This window comes from Streptomyces sp. KPB2 (assembly GCF_003950055.1).
GTDB lineage: Bacteria > Actinomycetota > Actinomycetes > Streptomycetales > Streptomycetaceae > Streptomyces > Streptomyces salinarius.
On sequence record NZ_CP034353.1, the window covers coordinates 309,744 to 324,843 of the forward strand.

Annotated in this window: 14 protein-coding genes; 4 read left to right on the forward strand and 10 right to left on the reverse strand. The window is 72.4% G+C overall.

What is annotated here, in order from left to right; translation table 11 throughout:
* Nucleotides 1-42 precede the first annotated feature (42 nt).
* Entirely contained in the window at nt 43-1,071 is a 1,029-nt protein-coding gene (locus D1J63_RS01320; protein WP_125627347.1) for a MerR family transcriptional regulator, read from the forward strand.
* On the opposite strand, the gene D1J63_RS01325 is transcribed toward D1J63_RS01320, so the two are convergent.
* The 4 genes from D1J63_RS01325 to D1J63_RS01345 all read right to left on the reverse strand — a co-directional run bounded on the left by D1J63_RS01325 (nt 1,014) and on the right by D1J63_RS01345 (nt 5,378).
* Nucleotides 1,014-1,280 (reverse strand): hypothetical protein, encoded by a 267-nt coding sequence (locus D1J63_RS01325; protein ID WP_102927352.1) that lies wholly within the window; start codon nt 1,278-1,280, stop codon nt 1,014-1,016. The genes D1J63_RS01320 and D1J63_RS01325 overlap by 58 nt on opposite strands.
* Before the next feature lie 244 nt (nt 1,281-1,524).
* Complete coding sequence (locus tag D1J63_RS01335; RefSeq protein WP_125627348.1) at nt 1,525-2,535, reverse strand: phosphotransferase; 1,011 nt, start codon at nt 2,533-2,535, stop codon at nt 1,525-1,527.
* Between the two features lie 140 nt (nt 2,536-2,675).
* Nucleotides 2,676-4,898, reverse strand: a complete 2,223-nt coding sequence (gene katG, locus D1J63_RS01340) for a catalase/peroxidase HPI (RefSeq protein WP_125627349.1) — start codon at nt 4,896-4,898, stop codon at nt 2,676-2,678.
* 24 nt (nt 4,899-4,922) lie between these two features.
* Complete coding sequence (locus tag D1J63_RS01345; RefSeq protein WP_125627350.1) at nt 4,923-5,378, reverse strand: Fur family transcriptional regulator; 456 nt, start codon at nt 5,376-5,378, stop codon at nt 4,923-4,925.
* A 194-nt stretch (nt 5,379-5,572) separates the two neighbouring features.
* Here D1J63_RS01345 and D1J63_RS01350 point away from each other — a divergent pair, with 194 nt between their 5' ends.
* Both D1J63_RS01350 and D1J63_RS01355 read left to right on the forward strand, forming a co-directional pair.
* Nucleotides 5,573-6,673: a DUF475 domain-containing protein gene (locus D1J63_RS01350; RefSeq protein ID WP_125627351.1), complete on the forward strand. Its 1,101-nt coding sequence runs from the start codon at nt 5,573-5,575 to the stop codon at nt 6,671-6,673.
* A 96-nt stretch (nt 6,674-6,769) separates the two neighbouring features.
* Nucleotides 6,770-7,192, forward strand: a complete 423-nt coding sequence (locus D1J63_RS01355; protein WP_061440648.1) for a DUF350 domain-containing protein — start codon at nt 6,770-6,772, stop codon at nt 7,190-7,192.
* Between the two features lie 12 nt (nt 7,193-7,204).
* Here D1J63_RS01355 and D1J63_RS01360 read toward each other — a convergent pair whose 3' ends face one another.
* Together D1J63_RS01360 and D1J63_RS01365 are read right to left on the reverse strand one after the other, a co-directional pair.
* Nucleotides 7,205-8,638 carry a WGR domain-containing protein gene (locus D1J63_RS01360; protein ID WP_125627352.1) on the reverse strand — a complete coding sequence of 478 codons (1,434 nt, stop codon included), beginning with the start codon at nt 8,636-8,638 and terminating at the stop codon, nt 7,205-7,207.
* Nucleotides 8,639-8,807: 169 nt separating this feature from the next.
* Nucleotides 8,808-9,881 (reverse strand): polyprenyl synthetase family protein, encoded by a 1,074-nt coding sequence (locus D1J63_RS01365; RefSeq protein ID WP_125627353.1) that lies wholly within the window; start codon nt 9,879-9,881, stop codon nt 8,808-8,810.
* A 151-nt stretch (nt 9,882-10,032) separates the two neighbouring features.
* On the opposite strand from D1J63_RS01365, the gene D1J63_RS01370 reads away from it, so the two are divergent.
* Nucleotides 10,033-11,874 (forward strand): TerD family protein, encoded by a 1,842-nt coding sequence (locus D1J63_RS01370; RefSeq protein ID WP_125627354.1) that lies wholly within the window; start codon nt 10,033-10,035, stop codon nt 11,872-11,874.
* Between the two features lie 86 nt (nt 11,875-11,960).
* On the opposite strand, the gene ykgO is transcribed toward D1J63_RS01370, so the two are convergent.
* The 4 genes from ykgO to D1J63_RS01390 all read right to left on the reverse strand — a co-directional run bounded on the left by ykgO (nt 11,961) and on the right by D1J63_RS01390 (nt 15,096).
* Nucleotides 11,961-12,083 (reverse strand): type B 50S ribosomal protein L36, encoded by a 123-nt coding sequence (ykgO, locus tag D1J63_RS01375; protein ID WP_003978293.1) that lies wholly within the window; start codon nt 12,081-12,083, stop codon nt 11,961-11,963.
* A 29-nt stretch (nt 12,084-12,112) separates the two neighbouring features.
* Nucleotides 12,113-12,277 carry a 50S ribosomal protein L33 gene (gene rpmG, locus D1J63_RS01380; protein ID WP_019330754.1) on the reverse strand — a complete coding sequence of 55 codons (165 nt, stop codon included), beginning with the start codon at nt 12,275-12,277 and terminating at the stop codon, nt 12,113-12,115.
* A 105-nt stretch (nt 12,278-12,382) separates the two neighbouring features.
* Nucleotides 12,383-13,711, reverse strand: coding sequence for a M20/M25/M40 family metallo-hydrolase (locus D1J63_RS01385; RefSeq protein ID WP_125627355.1), 1,329 nt, complete (start codon nt 13,709-13,711; stop codon nt 12,383-12,385).
* Entirely contained in the window at nt 13,708-15,096 is a 1,389-nt protein-coding gene (locus D1J63_RS01390) for a cytosine permease (RefSeq protein ID WP_164712678.1), read from the reverse strand. Before D1J63_RS01390 ends, D1J63_RS01385 begins: the two co-directional genes overlap by 4 nt.
* Nucleotides 15,097-15,100: the final 4 nt, after the last annotated feature.

The following is a 15,100-nucleotide window of genomic DNA, read 5'->3' on the forward strand; positions in this document are numbered from 1 at the left end:
CCGTCGCCGGTACGGTAGGAACTCCCCCTGAGGGAGGTTCAAGTGTTCACGTCCCACGACGGGCTGTGCGGCATCGGCGAGCTGGCCGAGGGCGCGGGCGTCACCGTCAAGACGGTCCGCTTCTACTCGGACCGAGGTCTGCTGCCGGAGGCGTCCCGCAGCGCCGGAGGGCACCGGCGCTACGGCCCCGAGGCCCTCGACCGACTGCGGCTGATCCGCTCCTTGCGCGCCCTGGACCTGGGCGTTCCCGAGGTGCGGCGGATTCTCGACGAGCGGCAGGCGGACGGTGCGGCGGGCGGTGGGAGCGGGTCGGGCGGGGCACTGGAGGCCGCGGTGGCGGGCCGGCTGCGCGAGGTCGGCTCGGAGCTGAGGGCGTTGCGCTGGCGGGAGGCCGCACTGCGGCTGGTGCAGGAGTCGCCGCCCGCTGAGCAGGCCGACCGGCTGCGGTTGATCGGCGCCGTGTCCGTCCCGCCCAGCACGGCGCCGCTGGTGCGGTTCTGGCGCGGGTGGCTGCCGGCACGGATGCCGGCCCGGTCCGCCGGGGCCTTCCTGGACGTGGCGGTCCCGCAGCCGCCCGACGACCCCTCACCGGCCCAGGTCCTGGCCTTCGCCCGCCTCAACGCCCTCACCCTCGCCCCGTGTCCGGGCACCGCCCAGCCCCAGCCCGAGGCCCACCGTGCCGCCGGGACACGGGGGGCCGCCGTGCTGTACGCGGCGCTCGCGGAGGCGTACGAGCTGGCCGGGGCGCAGCTGCGCCGGGGCCGGGAGCCGCATCCGGGTGAGGCGCTGGACGGCTTCGTGGGCGCGTACACGAGCGCGTACGGGGTGCGGGACACCCCGGACTTCCGGCGCCGGCTGGCCGGGCAGCTCGCCGCCGATCCACGTCTGGACGGCTACTGGGAGCTGGTGTCCGAGGTGAACACCGCGCCGGGCGGGCGGCCGGAGCCGACCCCGGGGACGGCGCACGACTGGCTGCTGGCGGCGCTGACCGCGCAGACGGGGGCGGTGCCGGTTCAGGGCACGTCGCCCCGCCAGTCGAAGCGGCGGGCGTCGCCCGGCCTCGGGGCGTAGGCGGAGCGGCCGCCCGGGCCGTAGCGGCCTATCTCCGTCGCCAGTGCCACGGCGCGGCCGCGCTCCTGTTCCGTGAGGTCCGTAACGTCCAGGAGCAGGCCGTCCAGGGGACCGCCCACCAGATGCGCGTACACGCGTCCGGCGCGCGGCCCGGGGTTGTCGTGGTCGGCGCCGTAGACCCTGCCGCGCATGAACTCCACCTCATCCATGCGTGAAGCCTCGCATCCGGCACTGACAACGACCCGTGCGAGGAGGGGGTGTCGTTTGGATCAGGCCGACTCCGGGCATCGGTGCGTTGCTGCCAACCCGAGCGGGATCTGGTGCGTGCAGCTGCAAGGCGGAGGAGGGCGCCAGGGCGGAGCCCTGGCAACCGACGACAACGCCGCAGATGTGCGTGCCAGACCCCGCGCCCCCGGCAAGATCCAAACGACACTCCCTAGGGCCGGGACCGGGTCAGAAGGGCGGCTCGTCCAGCAGTTCCAGCAGACAGCGAGCCCCCGCCGCGGCCGTCGCGGCACCGGCGGCACCGGCGGCACCGGACGCGGTGGGGAAGAGCCGGCCGTAGGCGGCGGCGCGGTTCAGGGCGCTGAGCCGCCAGGCGAGGCTCGCCGCCCGGCGCAGCCGCGCCGCCGTTCGGCCGGCGTCGGTCCACGGTTCGAGGTAGGCGTCGCGCAGGCGCGGCAGCACCTGCGGACCGTGGTGCTCGGCGGCCCGGCGGGCGGGGACGACGAGGCCCGCGAAGGGGTGGGCGACGACGGCGTCGCCCCAGTCGAAGAAGGTGAACCTGCCGGGCGCGGGACGGAACAACTGCCCCTCGTGCAGGTCGGCGTGGTCGAGGGAGTCGGGGACGGCCAGGGCGTCGAGTTCCGCGCACCAGTCCAGCACGCGGGGGCGCAGGTCCCGCAGCGCGACCCGGTCCCGGTGCGGCAGCGGGCTGTCGTCGAGCCGGTCGAGGACGCCGGGCAGCGCGCGCACGGGGACGGCGGGGACACCCAGGCGTTCGATCTCTGGCGCCCGCGCGGTCAGGGCGTGTTGCACGGCCGCGTACTGGCGCACGAGTTCTTCCCACGCGCCGGGAGTGACCGTCTCCCGTTCGAGGACCTGGCGGAACAGCGGTCCCCCGTCGGGCAGCAGCGACCAGCCCCGGTCGGTGTCCACCGCCAGCGGCTCCAGGACGTGCCCGGGGACCCAGCGGGCCAGTGCCGCGGTCAGCGCGCCCTCGAAGGCGCTGCCCGGAGGGTTCGCCTTGAACCAGACCGCGTCGCCCTCCCGGACGGACAGCCGCAGCAGGACGGACCACGGCCGCAGCCGCACCCGCCACTGTCCCGTCGGCCGCAGCCCGCGGGCGGTGAGCCCGGACCGGACCCAGTCCAGGACCTCGGCGCGCCAGGCCGGTTCCTCCCACGGGGTGACGGTGTCCCGGTACCGCCCCCGGTCCACGGCCTCCGGTGCGTCACTGAGCATCGGGCCATCCCAGCACGACGCGCTGTGCGTGACCACCGCTTTTCCCCTCGCAAGGACCGCCGGGGCCGCCGGACGGGCCGGTACCGCTGGTGTCGGCACCGGCCCGTCCGGCGGCCGTGGGACTGCGAGGACGGGGTGGATCAGGCCAGGTCGAAGCGGTCGAGGTTCATGACCTTGACCCAGGCGGCGACGAAGTCGTGCACGAACTTCTCCTTGGCGTCGTCGCTCGCGTAGACCTCGGCGAGCGCCCGCAGTTCGGCGTTGGAGCCGAAGGCCAGGTCGGCGCGGCTGCCGGCCCACTTGACCTCGCCCGTGGCGGCGTCGCGGCCCTCGAACGTGGTCCGGTCCTCGGACGTCGACTTCCACGTGATGCCCAGGTCGAGCAGGTTGACGAAGAAGTCGTTGGTCAGCGAGCCGGGCGTCCGGGTGAACACGCCGAGCTGGGACTGCTGGTGGTTGGCGCCCAGGACGCGCAGGCCACCGACCAGGACGGTCATCTCGGGCGCGCTCAGGGTGAGCAGGTTGGCCCGGTCGAGCAGGAGGAACTCGGCCGGCAGCCGGTTGCCCTTGCCGAGGTAGTTGCGGAAGCCGTCGGCGGTCGGCTCGAGCGCCTCGAAGGACTCGGCGTCGGTGTGCTCCTCCGTGGCATCCACGCGGCCCGCGGCGAAGGGGACCTCCACCTCGAATCCGGCTTCCTTGGCGGCCTTCTCGACGGCCGCCGAGCCACCGAGCACGATCAGGTCGGCCAGGGAGACGTGCTTGGCGCCCGCGCCGGCGTTGAAGTCCCGCTGGACGCCTTCGAGGACGCGCAGGACCTGGGCCAGTTCGTCGGGGTCGTTGACCTCCCAGCCGCGCTGCGGTTCGAGGCGGATGCGGGCGCCGTTGGCGCCGCCGCGCTTGTCGCTGCCGCGGAAGGTGGACGCGGAGGCCCAGGCGGTGGACACCAGCTGCGCCACGGACAGGCCGGACTCCAGCAGCTTGGTCTTGAGGGTGGCGATGTCCTCGGCGTCGATGGCCTCGCCCTGGGGCTCGGGCAGCGGGTCCTGCCAGAGGAGGGTCTCCTCGGGCACCTCCGGGCCGAGGTACAGGGACTTGGGGCCCATGTCGCGGTGGGTCAGCTTGAACCAGGCGCGGGCGAAGGCGTCGGCGAATTCCTCCGGGTTCTCGTAGAACCGGCGGGAGATCGGCCCGTAGATCGGGTCGAGGCGCAGCGACAGGTCGGTGGTGAGCATCCGGGGGCGGTGCTTCTTGGCCGGGTCGTGCGCGTCGGGGATGATCTCCGGGGCGTCCTTGGCCACCCACTGGTGGGCGCCGGCCGGGCTCTGCTCCAGCTCGTACTCGAACTCGAAGAGGTTCTTGAAGAAGCCGTTGCCCCACTGGGTCGGCGTGCTGGTCCAGGTGACCTCCAGGCCGGAGGTGATGGCGTCGCCGCCCTTGCCCGTACCGTGGGTGGACTTCCAGCCGAGTCCCATCTGCTCCATGGGGGCGGCCTCGGGGTCGTCGCCGACGGCGTCGGCGGGGCCGGCGCCGTGGGTCTTGCCGAAGGTGTGGCCGCCGGCGATCAGCGCGACGGTCTCCTCGTCGTTCATCGCCATGCGGCGGAAGGTCTCACGGATGTCGCGGGCGGCGGCGATCGGGTCCGGGTTGCCGTTCGGGCCCTCCGGGTTGACGTAGATCAGGCCCATCTGGACGGCGCCGAGCGGGTTCTCCAGCTCGCGGTCGCCGGTGTAGCGCCGGTCGTCGAGCCAGGTGGTCTCGGGGCCCCAGTAGACGTCCTCCTCGGCCTCCCAGACGTCGGCGCGGCCGCCGGCGAAGCCGAAGGTCTCGAAGCCCATCGTCTCCAGCGCGACGTTGCCGGTGAGGACGAGCAGGTCGGCCCAGGAGAGGTTCTGGCCGTACTTCTTCTTGACCGGCCACAGCAGGCGGCGGGCCTTGTCGAGGTTGCCGTTGTCCGGCCAGCTGTTGAGCGGGGCGAAGCGCTGCTGGCCGGCGCCCGCGCCGCCGCGGCCGTCGCTGATGCGGTAGGTGCCCGCGCTGTGCCAGGCCATCCGGACCATCAGCGGGCCGTAGTTGCCGAAGTCGGCGGGCCACCAGTCCTGCGAGGTGGTCAGCACCTCGGCGATGTCCCGTTTCACGGCCGGCAGGTCGAGGGAGTTGAAGGCGGCCGCGTAGTCGAACTCCTCACCCAGCGGGTTGGCGACGGCGGGGTTCTTGGCGAGGATCTTCAGGTTGAGCCGTTCCGGCCACCACTGACGGTTTCCGCCGCCCTGCGTGGGGTGCGGGGCGCGTCCGTGGGGGACCGGGCAGCCGCCCGTCTCCTCGGCCTTCGCGTCGGTCACGATGGCGTCGTGGTTCTCGGACATGGGAATCCTTCCGAACGGGGCGGATCACGGTGCTGGGGAACTGCCGGGGGTGGAGCAGCCGGGGCACAGGCCCCGGTAGATGACCTCGGCCTCGTCTATCACGAAGCCGTGGTCGTCGGAGGCCGTCAGACACGGCGCGTCGCCCAAGGCGCAGTCGACGTCCGCGAGGGTGCCGCAGGACCGGCACAGGACGTGGTGGTGGTTGTCACCGACCCGTCCCTCGAACCGCGCCGGGCCGCCGGGTGGTTCGATACGGCGCACGAGCCGTGCCGCGGTGAGGGCGTGCAGGGCGTCGTACACGGCCTGGAGGGAGACGTGCCCCACGCGTCGGCGCACCCCCGAGGTGAGGGCCTCGGCGTCGAGGTGGTCGCCCTCCCGGACGGTCTCGAGCAGCGCGACGCGGGCGGCGGTCACCCGCAGTCCCGCCCGGCGCAGCTCGTCGGCGGTGGCCGGATTCCGGGAGTTCCGGGATGCCGTCATGGGGGCGAACCTACTCCCTGGCACACGAACGACTCAAGGAAACGAGGGGCTCCACTCTGGATGGCCGCCGCTGTCGGGTGTCGTCCGGAACGCCTGTCCGGGTGCCGCCGGACGGGCGTGGTAGGAAACGTGCGTGGCGGGCACTGGCAGGGGATGCCGCCCCGTATCAGTGCGACGACAGGAATGAGTTGCCGGTGCTTGTGAAGACGTTCCGCTGGGCTTTCGTGGTCACCGCCCTCGGCCTGGCCGCCGGAGTGCTCTACGACGGCTGGACCGCCCTCGGCATCGTGGCGATTCTCTCCGTTCTGGAGATCTCCCTGTCCTTCGACAACGCGGTGATCAACGCCGGGATCCTGAAGAAGATGAACGCCTTCTGGCAGAAGATCTTCCTCACCGTCGGCATCGTGATCGCGGTCTTCGGGATGCGGCTGGTCTTCCCCGTGGTGATCGTGGCGATCAGTGCCCGGCTGAGTCCGTGGAACGCGGTGCACCTGGCGCTCACCGACAAGGACCGCTATCAGGAACTGGTGACCGACGCCCATCCGTCGATCGCCGCCTTCGGCGGGATGTTCCTTCTGATGATCTTCCTGGACTTCGTCTTCGAGGACCGGGAGATCAAGTGGCTGGGGTGGCTGGAGCGTCCGCTGGCCAGGCTCGGCAGCGTCGACATGCTGTCGGTCTGCATCGCCCTGATCGTGCTGCTGATCTCGGCGACCACCTTCGGCGCCCACGCCCACCAGCACGGCGGCACGCACGCCGACAAGGCCGAGACCGTCCTGCTCGCGGGCGTCGCCGGCCTCATCACCTACATGGTCGTCGGCGGCCTCTCCGGCTTCTTCGAGCAACGGCTCGAGCACGAGGAGGAGCGCGAGCAGCAGGCGGAGGAGAGGGCGGAACGGGCGGGACGGCGCGGGTCCCCCGTCGAGCTGGCGGGAAAGGCGGCCTTCTTCATGTTCCTCTACCTGGAGGTCCTGGACGCGTCCTTCTCCTTCGACGGCGTGATCGGCGCCTTCGCCATCACCAACGACATCGTCCTGATGGCCCTCGGCCTCGGCATCGGCGCCATGTACGTGCGGTCCCTGACCGTCTATCTGGTCCGCCAGGGCACCCTCGACGACTACGTCTACCTGGAGCACGGCGCCCATTACGCCATCGGCGCGCTGTCGCTGATCCTGCTGGTCACCATCCAGTACCAGATCAACGAGATCATCACCGGCCTCGTCGGCGTGGTCCTGATCGGTGCGTCGTTCTGGTCGTCCGTGCGGCGCAACCGCTCGCTGCGGACCGCCTCTTGAGCGACACGGCAGGTGCGCTACATTTTGCAGCGCCTTGACCACGATCATTCGCGATCCGACGCGCGCGATCTCTCACGCTACGGAGCCGGCAACGCCATGACCGACATCGTCAACGGACTCGGCCGGGCCGCCGCCTACGGCGGCCTGGGGCTGGTCCTCCTGGTCCTCGGCATCGTCCTCGTGGACCTGCTGACGCCCGGAAAGCTCGGCCGGCAGATCTGGGAGCAGCGCAACCGCAACGCCGCTCTGGTGCTCAGCTCCGCGCTGCTCGGCATCGGCGGCATCGTCTTCACCTCCATATGGACGACGTACGAGGACTTCGGCAAGGGTCTGGTGTCCACGGCCGTGTTCGGGCTGCTGGGGCTCGTGATGATGGCCGTGGCCTTCCTGGTGGTCGATCTGATCACCCCGGGGCGGCTGGGCGCGACGCTGGTCGAGCCGGAGCCGCACCCGGCGGTATGGGTGACGGCGTCGTGCAACCTGGCGGTGTCCGCCGTCATCGCCGCCTCCATCGCCTGACGCCGCGCCCCGTCACTGGAGGCGCCTGATGTCCCCGCGCACCCGGTAGAAGCCGCCCGACGCGGCGTGCAGGGCGTCGACCACGTACCGCGCGCCGGGTTCCCTGATCGCCCTCGGGAACTGGACGTTCCACGAGTGGTCGTACCCCTCCGACACCACGTGGATGCGGGTACGGCCGTTCTCCTGGACGCACTCGACCACCACCGAGCCCGCGGGCGCCGCGGTCACGGTCGCCACGGCGGCGACCGCGGTGGCCGGCGCGTACGTCGGCAGGGTGGCGGCGAGCTTGACGTCGCGGGCGACGGGAACCGAGCCCTGTTGCGCGGCCGCGACCGCCGTCTCGCTCGCGTCCACGCACACCAGGGAGCCGTCCGTGGTGACGAGGAAGAGCCGCTCGTCGCGGTACTGCATGGACAGGGCGGAGCCGCCGCCGGTGCCGAGCTTCCACAGGCGGGTGCCGTCCCGGTCGAAGCAGTACACCGAGGACGCGGAGTCGCCGGCGAAGACGAACCGGCCGCCGGGTGAGGTGGCGCAGGAGTAGACCGGGCTGTCGCAGTGGTAGGTCGCCTCGATGACGCCGGTCGCCTTGGACAGCCGCTGGACGGTGTGGCGCGCCGTGCCCGCGTACACCGCGTCGTCCTCCTGCCAGCCGAAGAGGACGGCCCCCTGGGTGGGGGTGTGCCACAACTCGGTGCCGCCGTCGGGTGCGTGGGCCGTCACGCCGCGGGTGTGCCCGTGGTAGACGGCGCGGTCGTCGGCGCGCACCATCCAGGCGTGCTCGCCGCGCCCGCCGCGCGACCACTGGTGCTCGTCCTCGTGGTCGATGACGGTGAGCCGGCCTGCGCGGTCCGCGACGTTCAGCACGCCCTCGTGGATGTCGAGCCAGAAGATGTCCACGTCGGCCGCGATGTCGTAGGCGGCGAAGGGCAGTTTGGACGAAAGGTCGTAGACCCGGCCGTCGTCGCAGCCGGCGTAGATCCAGAAGTCGTCGGCGACCAGGCACTTGACGCCGTCCGGCAGCTGGTAGCGCGCGAGGACCTCGCCGCCGTGGGCGAGGGTGTAGACGTCGCCCGCCTGGTTGCCCACCCAGCACTTGTCCTCGTCGATGTGGATGCCGAACGCGGCGGAGCCGGTGCGGAACCGCCACAGGACGGGGGCCACCGCGCGGGCCGTGGAGGGTGCGGAGGCCACCTGGCGGCGGGTGACGGCGCGGGGCGCGCGCTGTCCCTGCACGGCGGGCTCGTAGCCCTTGCGGATCTTCTCGCCTATCTTCTTGGCCGCGGCGGCCTCGGCCTTCTGCGCGGTGGGGAAGGTGGAGGTCTGGGTCTGCCCGGCGGCGCCGATGCGGCCGTAGCGCACCGACACGACCTGTCCCTGGACGGTGACTTCGTAGAACTTGTGCGCGCCCCCGCCGTCCTGCGACAGCTCCAGGTACGTCCTCGACATGGCAGACCTCTCCCCGGTCGGTCCCACGGCGTGTTCCGCGGGTTCCACTGACAGAACCGTAGAAGGTGCCACTGACAATCGGCCGTGGTGAGCGGCCCGGACGGCCCGCCCGGCTGCCGGCCGGCGCGCAGGAGACCGCGGCGCTCCGGCCGGCCGGGGTGCGAGCGGATCAGGCGGCCCGTTCGACGCTCCACCGCGGCAGTTGCTCGAAGAAGGCGACCGCGTCCTCGCGCCGGCGCGGACGCCAGCTCTCCGCCACCAGGCGGGCCCGCTCGGCGTACTGACGCATGTCGGCGCGCATCCGGTCGGCGACGCCGGCCTGCTCGCCGATCGCGCGGATCTCGGCGATGGTTTGCGGTGTGCAGGCGGGATCGCCGAGGGCCCGGTGCACGAAGTCCCGCTCGGCGCCGCTGACGGCGGACAGCAGCCGGACCACGGTGTAGGTGTGCCGGCCCTCGCGGATGTCGGTGCCGGTCGGCTTCCCCATCGCCTCCGCGTCGCCGAACAGGTCCAGGTAGTCGTCGCGCATCTGTCCGCAGATGCCGATCAGGCGCGCGTAGTCGCTCAACCCGGGTTCGTGGGCGTCCGGTCGCTCGCCCGCGGCCAGGAGTCCCAGACGCAGGGGCGCCAGGACCGAGTACCGGGCCGACTTGTGGTCGGCGACGGCGTGCAGGATCTCGTCGTCCGGGGGTGTGGCGCTGAAGTCGCGTTCCAGGTCGACGATCTGGCCGACGAAGGTGTCGGCCGCGGCCCGGGTCTGGACCTCGACCATGGCCTGGCGCACCTCGGTGGGAAGCCGGGCCTCCAGCAGCACACGCAGGGAGAGGGCCAGGGCGAGGTCGCCCGCGAGCACCGTGAGGGCGAGCGCGGCGCGTGGATGCCCGGGGAACTTCTCCCGGTAGGCGTAGTACGTGGTGGGGCCGCCCCTGCGGGTGGCGCTGTCGTCGATGAGGTCGTCGTGCACCAGGCCGTGGGTCTGGAGGAGTTCGACGCTCAGCGCGGCGGCGTCCAGCCCTTCGACCGGCTCGGCGGTCACCAGGCGCGCGGCCTCGTGCAGCAGGACGACCCGCATCCGCTTGCCGCCGCGCAGCGACAGGTCGCGCAGCAACTCGACGCAGTCCGGGGTGAAACGGCTGAAGGACGGGGTGTCCAGGGTCGTACCCAGGGTGTCGAAGTACTGCGCGAAGAGCGTGTTGAACCGGCGCTCGTACCCGGCGACGCGGGCCGGCGGCTGCTCGGTCATGACGAAGTCCTCCTGTGGGCGGGGCGGATGACGCGCTCAGCAGTGTGTCAGGGCGGGCCGGGAGCGTGCGACGCGGGCGGAGAAGACCGCATAACGGGAGGAATGGGCGTTGGAGTTGAAGAAGATGTGAATGCACCTCCATCCTTCCTTCATGTCTCTCGCGTCTGCCCCCTCCGATCTGTCCGACTTGCGCGACTACGCCTTCGAATGGGCGTTGGTCGACGTGGAGACCTCCGGTCTCGTACCGCGCCGCGACCGGGTGCTGTCCGTGGCCGTGGTGACGCTGGGCCCGGACGGCGAGCAGACCGGCGAGTTCTCCACCCTGCTGGATCCGGGCTGCGATCCGGGGCCGGTGCACGTGCACGGCCTGACGGCGGAGCGGCTGCGCGGGGCGCCGGCCTTCGAGCAGGTGGCCGAGCGGATCGGGGCACTGCTGGAGGGCCGGGTGCTGGTCGCCCACAACGCCCAGTTCGACTACGACTTCCTCGCGCACGAGTTCGCACGGGCCCGGCTGCGGCTGCCCGTGAACAGGCGGCTGTGCACCCTGGCCCTGAACCGGCGCGTCGACCCGCCGACCGACGACCTGAAGCTCGGCACGCTCGCCGCGCACTATGGCGTGCCCCGGCTCAAGGCGCACGACGCGCTGGACGACACGCGGGTGCTGGCGGGGGTGCTGCGCGCCTCGCTGCGGGCGGCGGCCGGGCTCGACCTGCCGCTGCCCCTGGTGGCCTGCCCGCCGCGACAGGACCCGCGGTTCGCGCCGAAGCCGCCGAAGACGCCGTGCGCCTTCCGCAACCCGGGGCGGCTGACCCCGGGCGGGCCGCTGGTGCAGGGCATGAAGGTCGCCGTCACCGGGGAGACCGGGTCCGACCGCGCGGACCTGGTGCTGCGGGGCGTCGCGGCGGGCCTCAACATGATGGGCTCGGTCAGCAGGCACACCAGTGCCCTGGTCACCAACGAGCCCTCCGGGGGCTCGGCCAAGGCGCGCCGGGCACGAGCGGAGGGCGTGCCGGTGATCGACGAGTCGGCCTTCCTGCGGCTGCTCGGCGACGTCCGCCCCGGCACCCGGCACGAGGGGGCGGCGAGCGCGCTCTCCCCCGGGCTCCCGGCCGTGCCTACGCCACGCGGCCCCGCGGCGGGCGAGGCCGCCGGTCCGAAGCCCGGCGCGAAGCGCTCCGGGAAGCCGCGCGGGCCACTGACCGGACGCCGGGTCCTCGTGCTCGGCGGCACCCACCCCGACGCGGTGGCCGCCCGCACCCGCGTCGTCGAACTCGGCGGGGCCGCGGCCATCAACCTCTCCGCCGGTGTCACCGACGTGGTCGTCCTCGACGGCGGCCACGGCGACCGCCGGCTCGCCAGGATCACCGCGCTGCTCCTGCCCGTCCATGACGCCGCGTGGCTGGTCGCACCGGTGGTCACGGAGGCGGCCGGGGCGGGAGAGGGGCGCGCGGCCGCCCATGTGCTGCCGCGCGGTGGCGTCGTCGACCTTCCGCTGCCGAAGGGCCGGGGGCCGGCGGACCGCTGGACCGTCACCGCCTCCTGGGCGCAGCAGACGGCGTGCGAGATCGACGTGGTGGCGTTCGTGCTGGACGAGGACGAGCAGGTCTCCTTCGACGAGGACTTCGTCTTCTACGGCGCCCCGGAGAACCCGGGCGGCACGGTGCGGCTGCTGAGCGACGGACCGACGGAGCAGACCGTCAGCGTGGACCTCGCCACGCTGCCGCCCTCGGCCCGCAAGGTCGTCGTCGCGGCGGCGATCGACGGCTCCCCCGCCTTCGGCGACGTGGGCGCCCTGCACATCGTCTCCGGCCCCGGCACCAGCGCGGCCGCCCTCGCCCAGGCCACGCTGGACGCAGCCACCACCGAGCGCACGATGCTCCTGGCGGAGATCTACCGGCGCGGGGAGAGCTGGCGGCTGCGCGCCGTCGGGCAGGGCTACGACCACGACCTCGGCGCCCTCGCCCGGGGGTACGGCGTCGACGTGACCGACTGACCCCGGCCGCGTACCCCGAACGGGACACGCCTCGGCCCGGCCCCCTGTCCGTCTGCGGCGGGGGCCGGGCCGTCGAACGCGGCTGCTCAGCCCTGGCGGGCCTTGAAGCGCGGGTCCTTCTTGTTGATCACGTAGGTCACGCCACGGCGGCGCACCACCTGGGCGCCGGGCCTGGCCTTGAGGGCGCGCAGGGAGTTGCGGACCTTCACGACTGCCTCCTCCTGTTCCTCGGCGCCGTTCAGCGTTCCTCGCGGAACGGCACGTGCTCCCCCGCCACCGGGTCGTACTTGCGCAGGACGAGCCGGTCGGGGTCGTTGAGGCGGTTCTTGCGGGTGACGTAGGTGACGCCGGTGCCCGCCGTCGACTTCAGCCTGACGACCGGGCGTGCGGTGCTGCGTGCCATGGTGCTCCTTCCGACCGCGGCGCGGGCTGCCGTTCTGTCCCGCGCATGTCAGTCACGCCGCACAACGCCGGCGGCCGCCGGGGCATTCCCGTCGGCCGTGGCGCGTCAGCAGTCCTGCCACAGCCGGGTCATCACCCGCACCCCGAACCGCAGGCCCTCCAGCGGCACCCGCTCGTCGACGCCGTGGAAGAGCCGCCCGTAGTCGAGGTCGTGGGGCAGCTTGAGCCCCTTGAAGCCGAAGCAGCGGATGTCGAGCTTGGTGAAGGCCTTGGCGTCGGTACCGCCCGGATTGCAGTACGGCACCGGGTGGCCGTCCGGGTCCTCGGCGCGGACGGCGGCGCACATGGCGTCGACGAGCGGGCCGTCGAAGGAGGTCTCCATCGCGATGTCGTGGTTGACCCACTCGCGGGACACCGAGGGCAGGAGCAGGGCGTCGATGGTGTCGATCAGTTCCTGCTCGTGCCCCGGCAGGAAGCGGCCGTCGACGCGGGCGGTGGCCCGGCCCGGGATGACGTTCGTCTGGTAGCCCGCGGTGAACATGGTCGGGTTGGCCGAGTTGCGCAGCACGACCTGCATGAAGTCGGCCACGTGGCCCAGCTTGGCCAGCTCCGCGTCCAGGTCCTCGGCGTCGAGGTCGAGGTCGACCCCCTGGAGGCGCGCGGCCTCGGCCAGCAGGGCACGCACCGGCTCGATCAGCCGGACGGGGAAGGTGTGCCGGCCGAGGCGGGTGAGGGACTCGGCCAGGTCGGTGACGGCGTTCTCGTCGTTCGGGGAGGACCCGTGCCCGGCGCGCCCGGCGGCCGTCAGCTCCATCCACGCCATGCCGCGCTGGGCGTTCTCGATCGGGTAGAGGCGCCGGGTGTCGTCCAGGGCGTAGCTGAAGCCGCCGCCCTCGCCGATCGCCTCGGTGACGCCCGCGAACAGCTCGGGCCGGTGCTCCACCAGCCAGTGGGCACCGAACCTGCCGCCGGCCTCCTCGTCGGCGAGGAAGGCGAGGACGATCTCGCGGGCGGGCCGGGTGCCGGTGCGGGCGAAGTGGCGGGCGGTGGCCAGCATGACGGCCACCGTGTCCTTCATGTCGATGGCGCCGCGTCCCCAGAGGTAGCCGTCCCGGATCTCGCCGGAGAACGGCGGCACCCGCCACTCGACGGCGTCCGCCGGTACGACGTCCAGGTGGCCGTGGACCAGCAGGGCGCCGCGCGAGGGGTCGGCGCCGGGGATGCGGGCGACGACGTTGGCGCGGCCCGGGGCGCTCTCCACCAGCTCGGAGGAGATTCCGGCCTCGGCGAGGCGGGCCACGACCCAGTCGGCGCAGGCCCGCTCGTCGCTGGTGGGATTGGAGGTGTCGAAGCGGATCAGCTCCGCGCACAGGTCGACGACCTCCCGCTGTGCCTGCTCGGAGGCCGGGACTATGGCGGGTGCGGTGGTGCTCACGGTGCTCCTACGGTGGCCGTGCCGGAGGCGGCCGGGGTGGGTTCGGTGGTGTCGTCCAGGGCCGTGGTGCCGTACGTCCTGATCCAGCCGGCGAGGCCGAGGACGCAGTAGAGGACGAAGGCGGTCAGCAGGGAGTTCAGGGCCGGGATGCCGCCGTCGTAGAACTTGCCGACGCAGAAGGCGACCGCCCAGATGACCAGGGACATCGGCACCCAGGTCGGCGAGGTGGCGGGCAGGGTCTGCGCGTCTCGGGTGGCGTCCAGGGGCGCCCGCATGCGGCGCACCACCCAGTACTCGGCGACGATGATGCCGCCCACCGGCGGGATGGCCACGCCCAGCACGGACAGGAAGTCGGTGAAGTGCGTCATCATGCCGATCGCGGAGAGCAGGGTGCCCGCGATGCCGAGGACGATGGTGACCGCGCCGCGGTGCACGCGCTTGCCGAAGACGACCTGGAAGAAGTTGACGACGCCGAGCGAGGAGCCGTAGAGGTTCCAGTCGTTGATCTTCGCGGTGGACATGAGGACGACGAGCACGCCGAAGACGCCGGAGGTGGAGAGCACGATCTGGGAGACCTGGCCGCTGCCGACCATGTGGCCGAGCAGGACGCCGGTCAGGCCGACGATGTACTCGGAGAGGATCATCGACGAGGCGCTCTGCAGGAAGACGTGGCTGCCCTTGCGGTTGTAGCGGGTCATCTCCGGGGAGACGATCGCGCCGGTCATGAAGCCGCCCGCGATGGCGGTCGCGGCGACGGCGAGCGGGATGGTCTCGCCGGGCGCCGGGGAGTGGATCAGCTCGGAGAAGGAGTGGTCGCTGAGCGCGTCGGTGACCGACCAGGCGACCATGGCGAAGAACAGCGGCGTGACGATCTTCGCGAAGACGGCCATGTACTTGAAGCCGAAGATGACCAGCACCGTGATGCCGACACCGGCGGCCGTGCACCACAGCCAGGAGGGGCCGCCGACGAGCGCGGACACGCTGTCGCCGAAGATCGTGTTCTGTACGCCGAACCAGCCGACGAGGGTGACCGAGATGACCAGGCTGACCAGCGCCGAGCCGTTGCGGCCGAAGCCCGCCCAGCGGGTGAGCAGCGGGGTCGCCAGTCCTTCGCGCATGCCCGCGAGGCCGATCGCGAAGATCACGACTTCCAGGATCACCGCGCCCAGGGTGAAGGCGAGGAAGGCGTCGCCGAAGGTCATGCCGACGCCGATGGTGGCGCCGAGGGTGAACTGCGAGATGGAGCCGGACTGGGCGAGCCACTGCAGCAGCATCGTCCAGAAGCCGAGCCGCTTGTCGCGCGGGACGCGGGAGAGGGCGTAGTCGTCGCTGCCGACGGCTCCCGTGGCCGCTTGCGCCGATTTCGCGGCGGAGTTCTTGTCCATGGGC

Coding starts and splice junctions, on each gene's coding strand:
- D1J63_RS01365 (WP_125627353.1), bottom strand. CDS start 9,881: ATGACCGAGCAGCCGCCGGCCCGCGTCGCCGGGTACGAGCGCCGGTTC.
- rpmG (WP_019330754.1), bottom strand. CDS start 12,277: ATGGCACGCAGCACCGCACGCCCGGTCGTCAGGCTGAAGTCGACGGCG.
- D1J63_RS01345 (WP_125627350.1), bottom strand. CDS start 5,378: ATGACGGCATCCCGGAACTCCCGGAATCCGGCCACCGCCGACGAGCTG.
- D1J63_RS01355 (WP_061440648.1), top strand. CDS start 6,770: ATGACCGACATCGTCAACGGACTCGGCCGGGCCGCCGCCTACGGCGGC.
- D1J63_RS01325 (WP_102927352.1), bottom strand. CDS start 1,280: ATGGATGAGGTGGAGTTCATGCGCGGCAGGGTCTACGGCGCCGACCAC.
- D1J63_RS01370 (WP_125627354.1), top strand. CDS start 10,033: ATGTCTCTCGCGTCTGCCCCCTCCGATCTGTCCGACTTGCGCGACTAC.
- D1J63_RS01335 (WP_125627348.1), bottom strand. CDS start 2,535: ATGCTCAGTGACGCACCGGAGGCCGTGGACCGGGGGCGGTACCGGGAC.
- katG (WP_125627349.1), bottom strand. CDS start 4,898: ATGTCCGAGAACCACGACGCCATCGTGACCGACGCGAAGGCCGAGGAG.
- D1J63_RS01360 (WP_125627352.1), bottom strand. CDS start 8,638: ATGTCGAGGACGTACCTGGAGCTGTCGCAGGACGGCGGGGGCGCGCAC.
- D1J63_RS01390 (WP_164712678.1), bottom strand. CDS start 15,096: ATGGACAAGAACTCCGCCGCGAAATCGGCGCAAGCGGCCACGGGAGCC.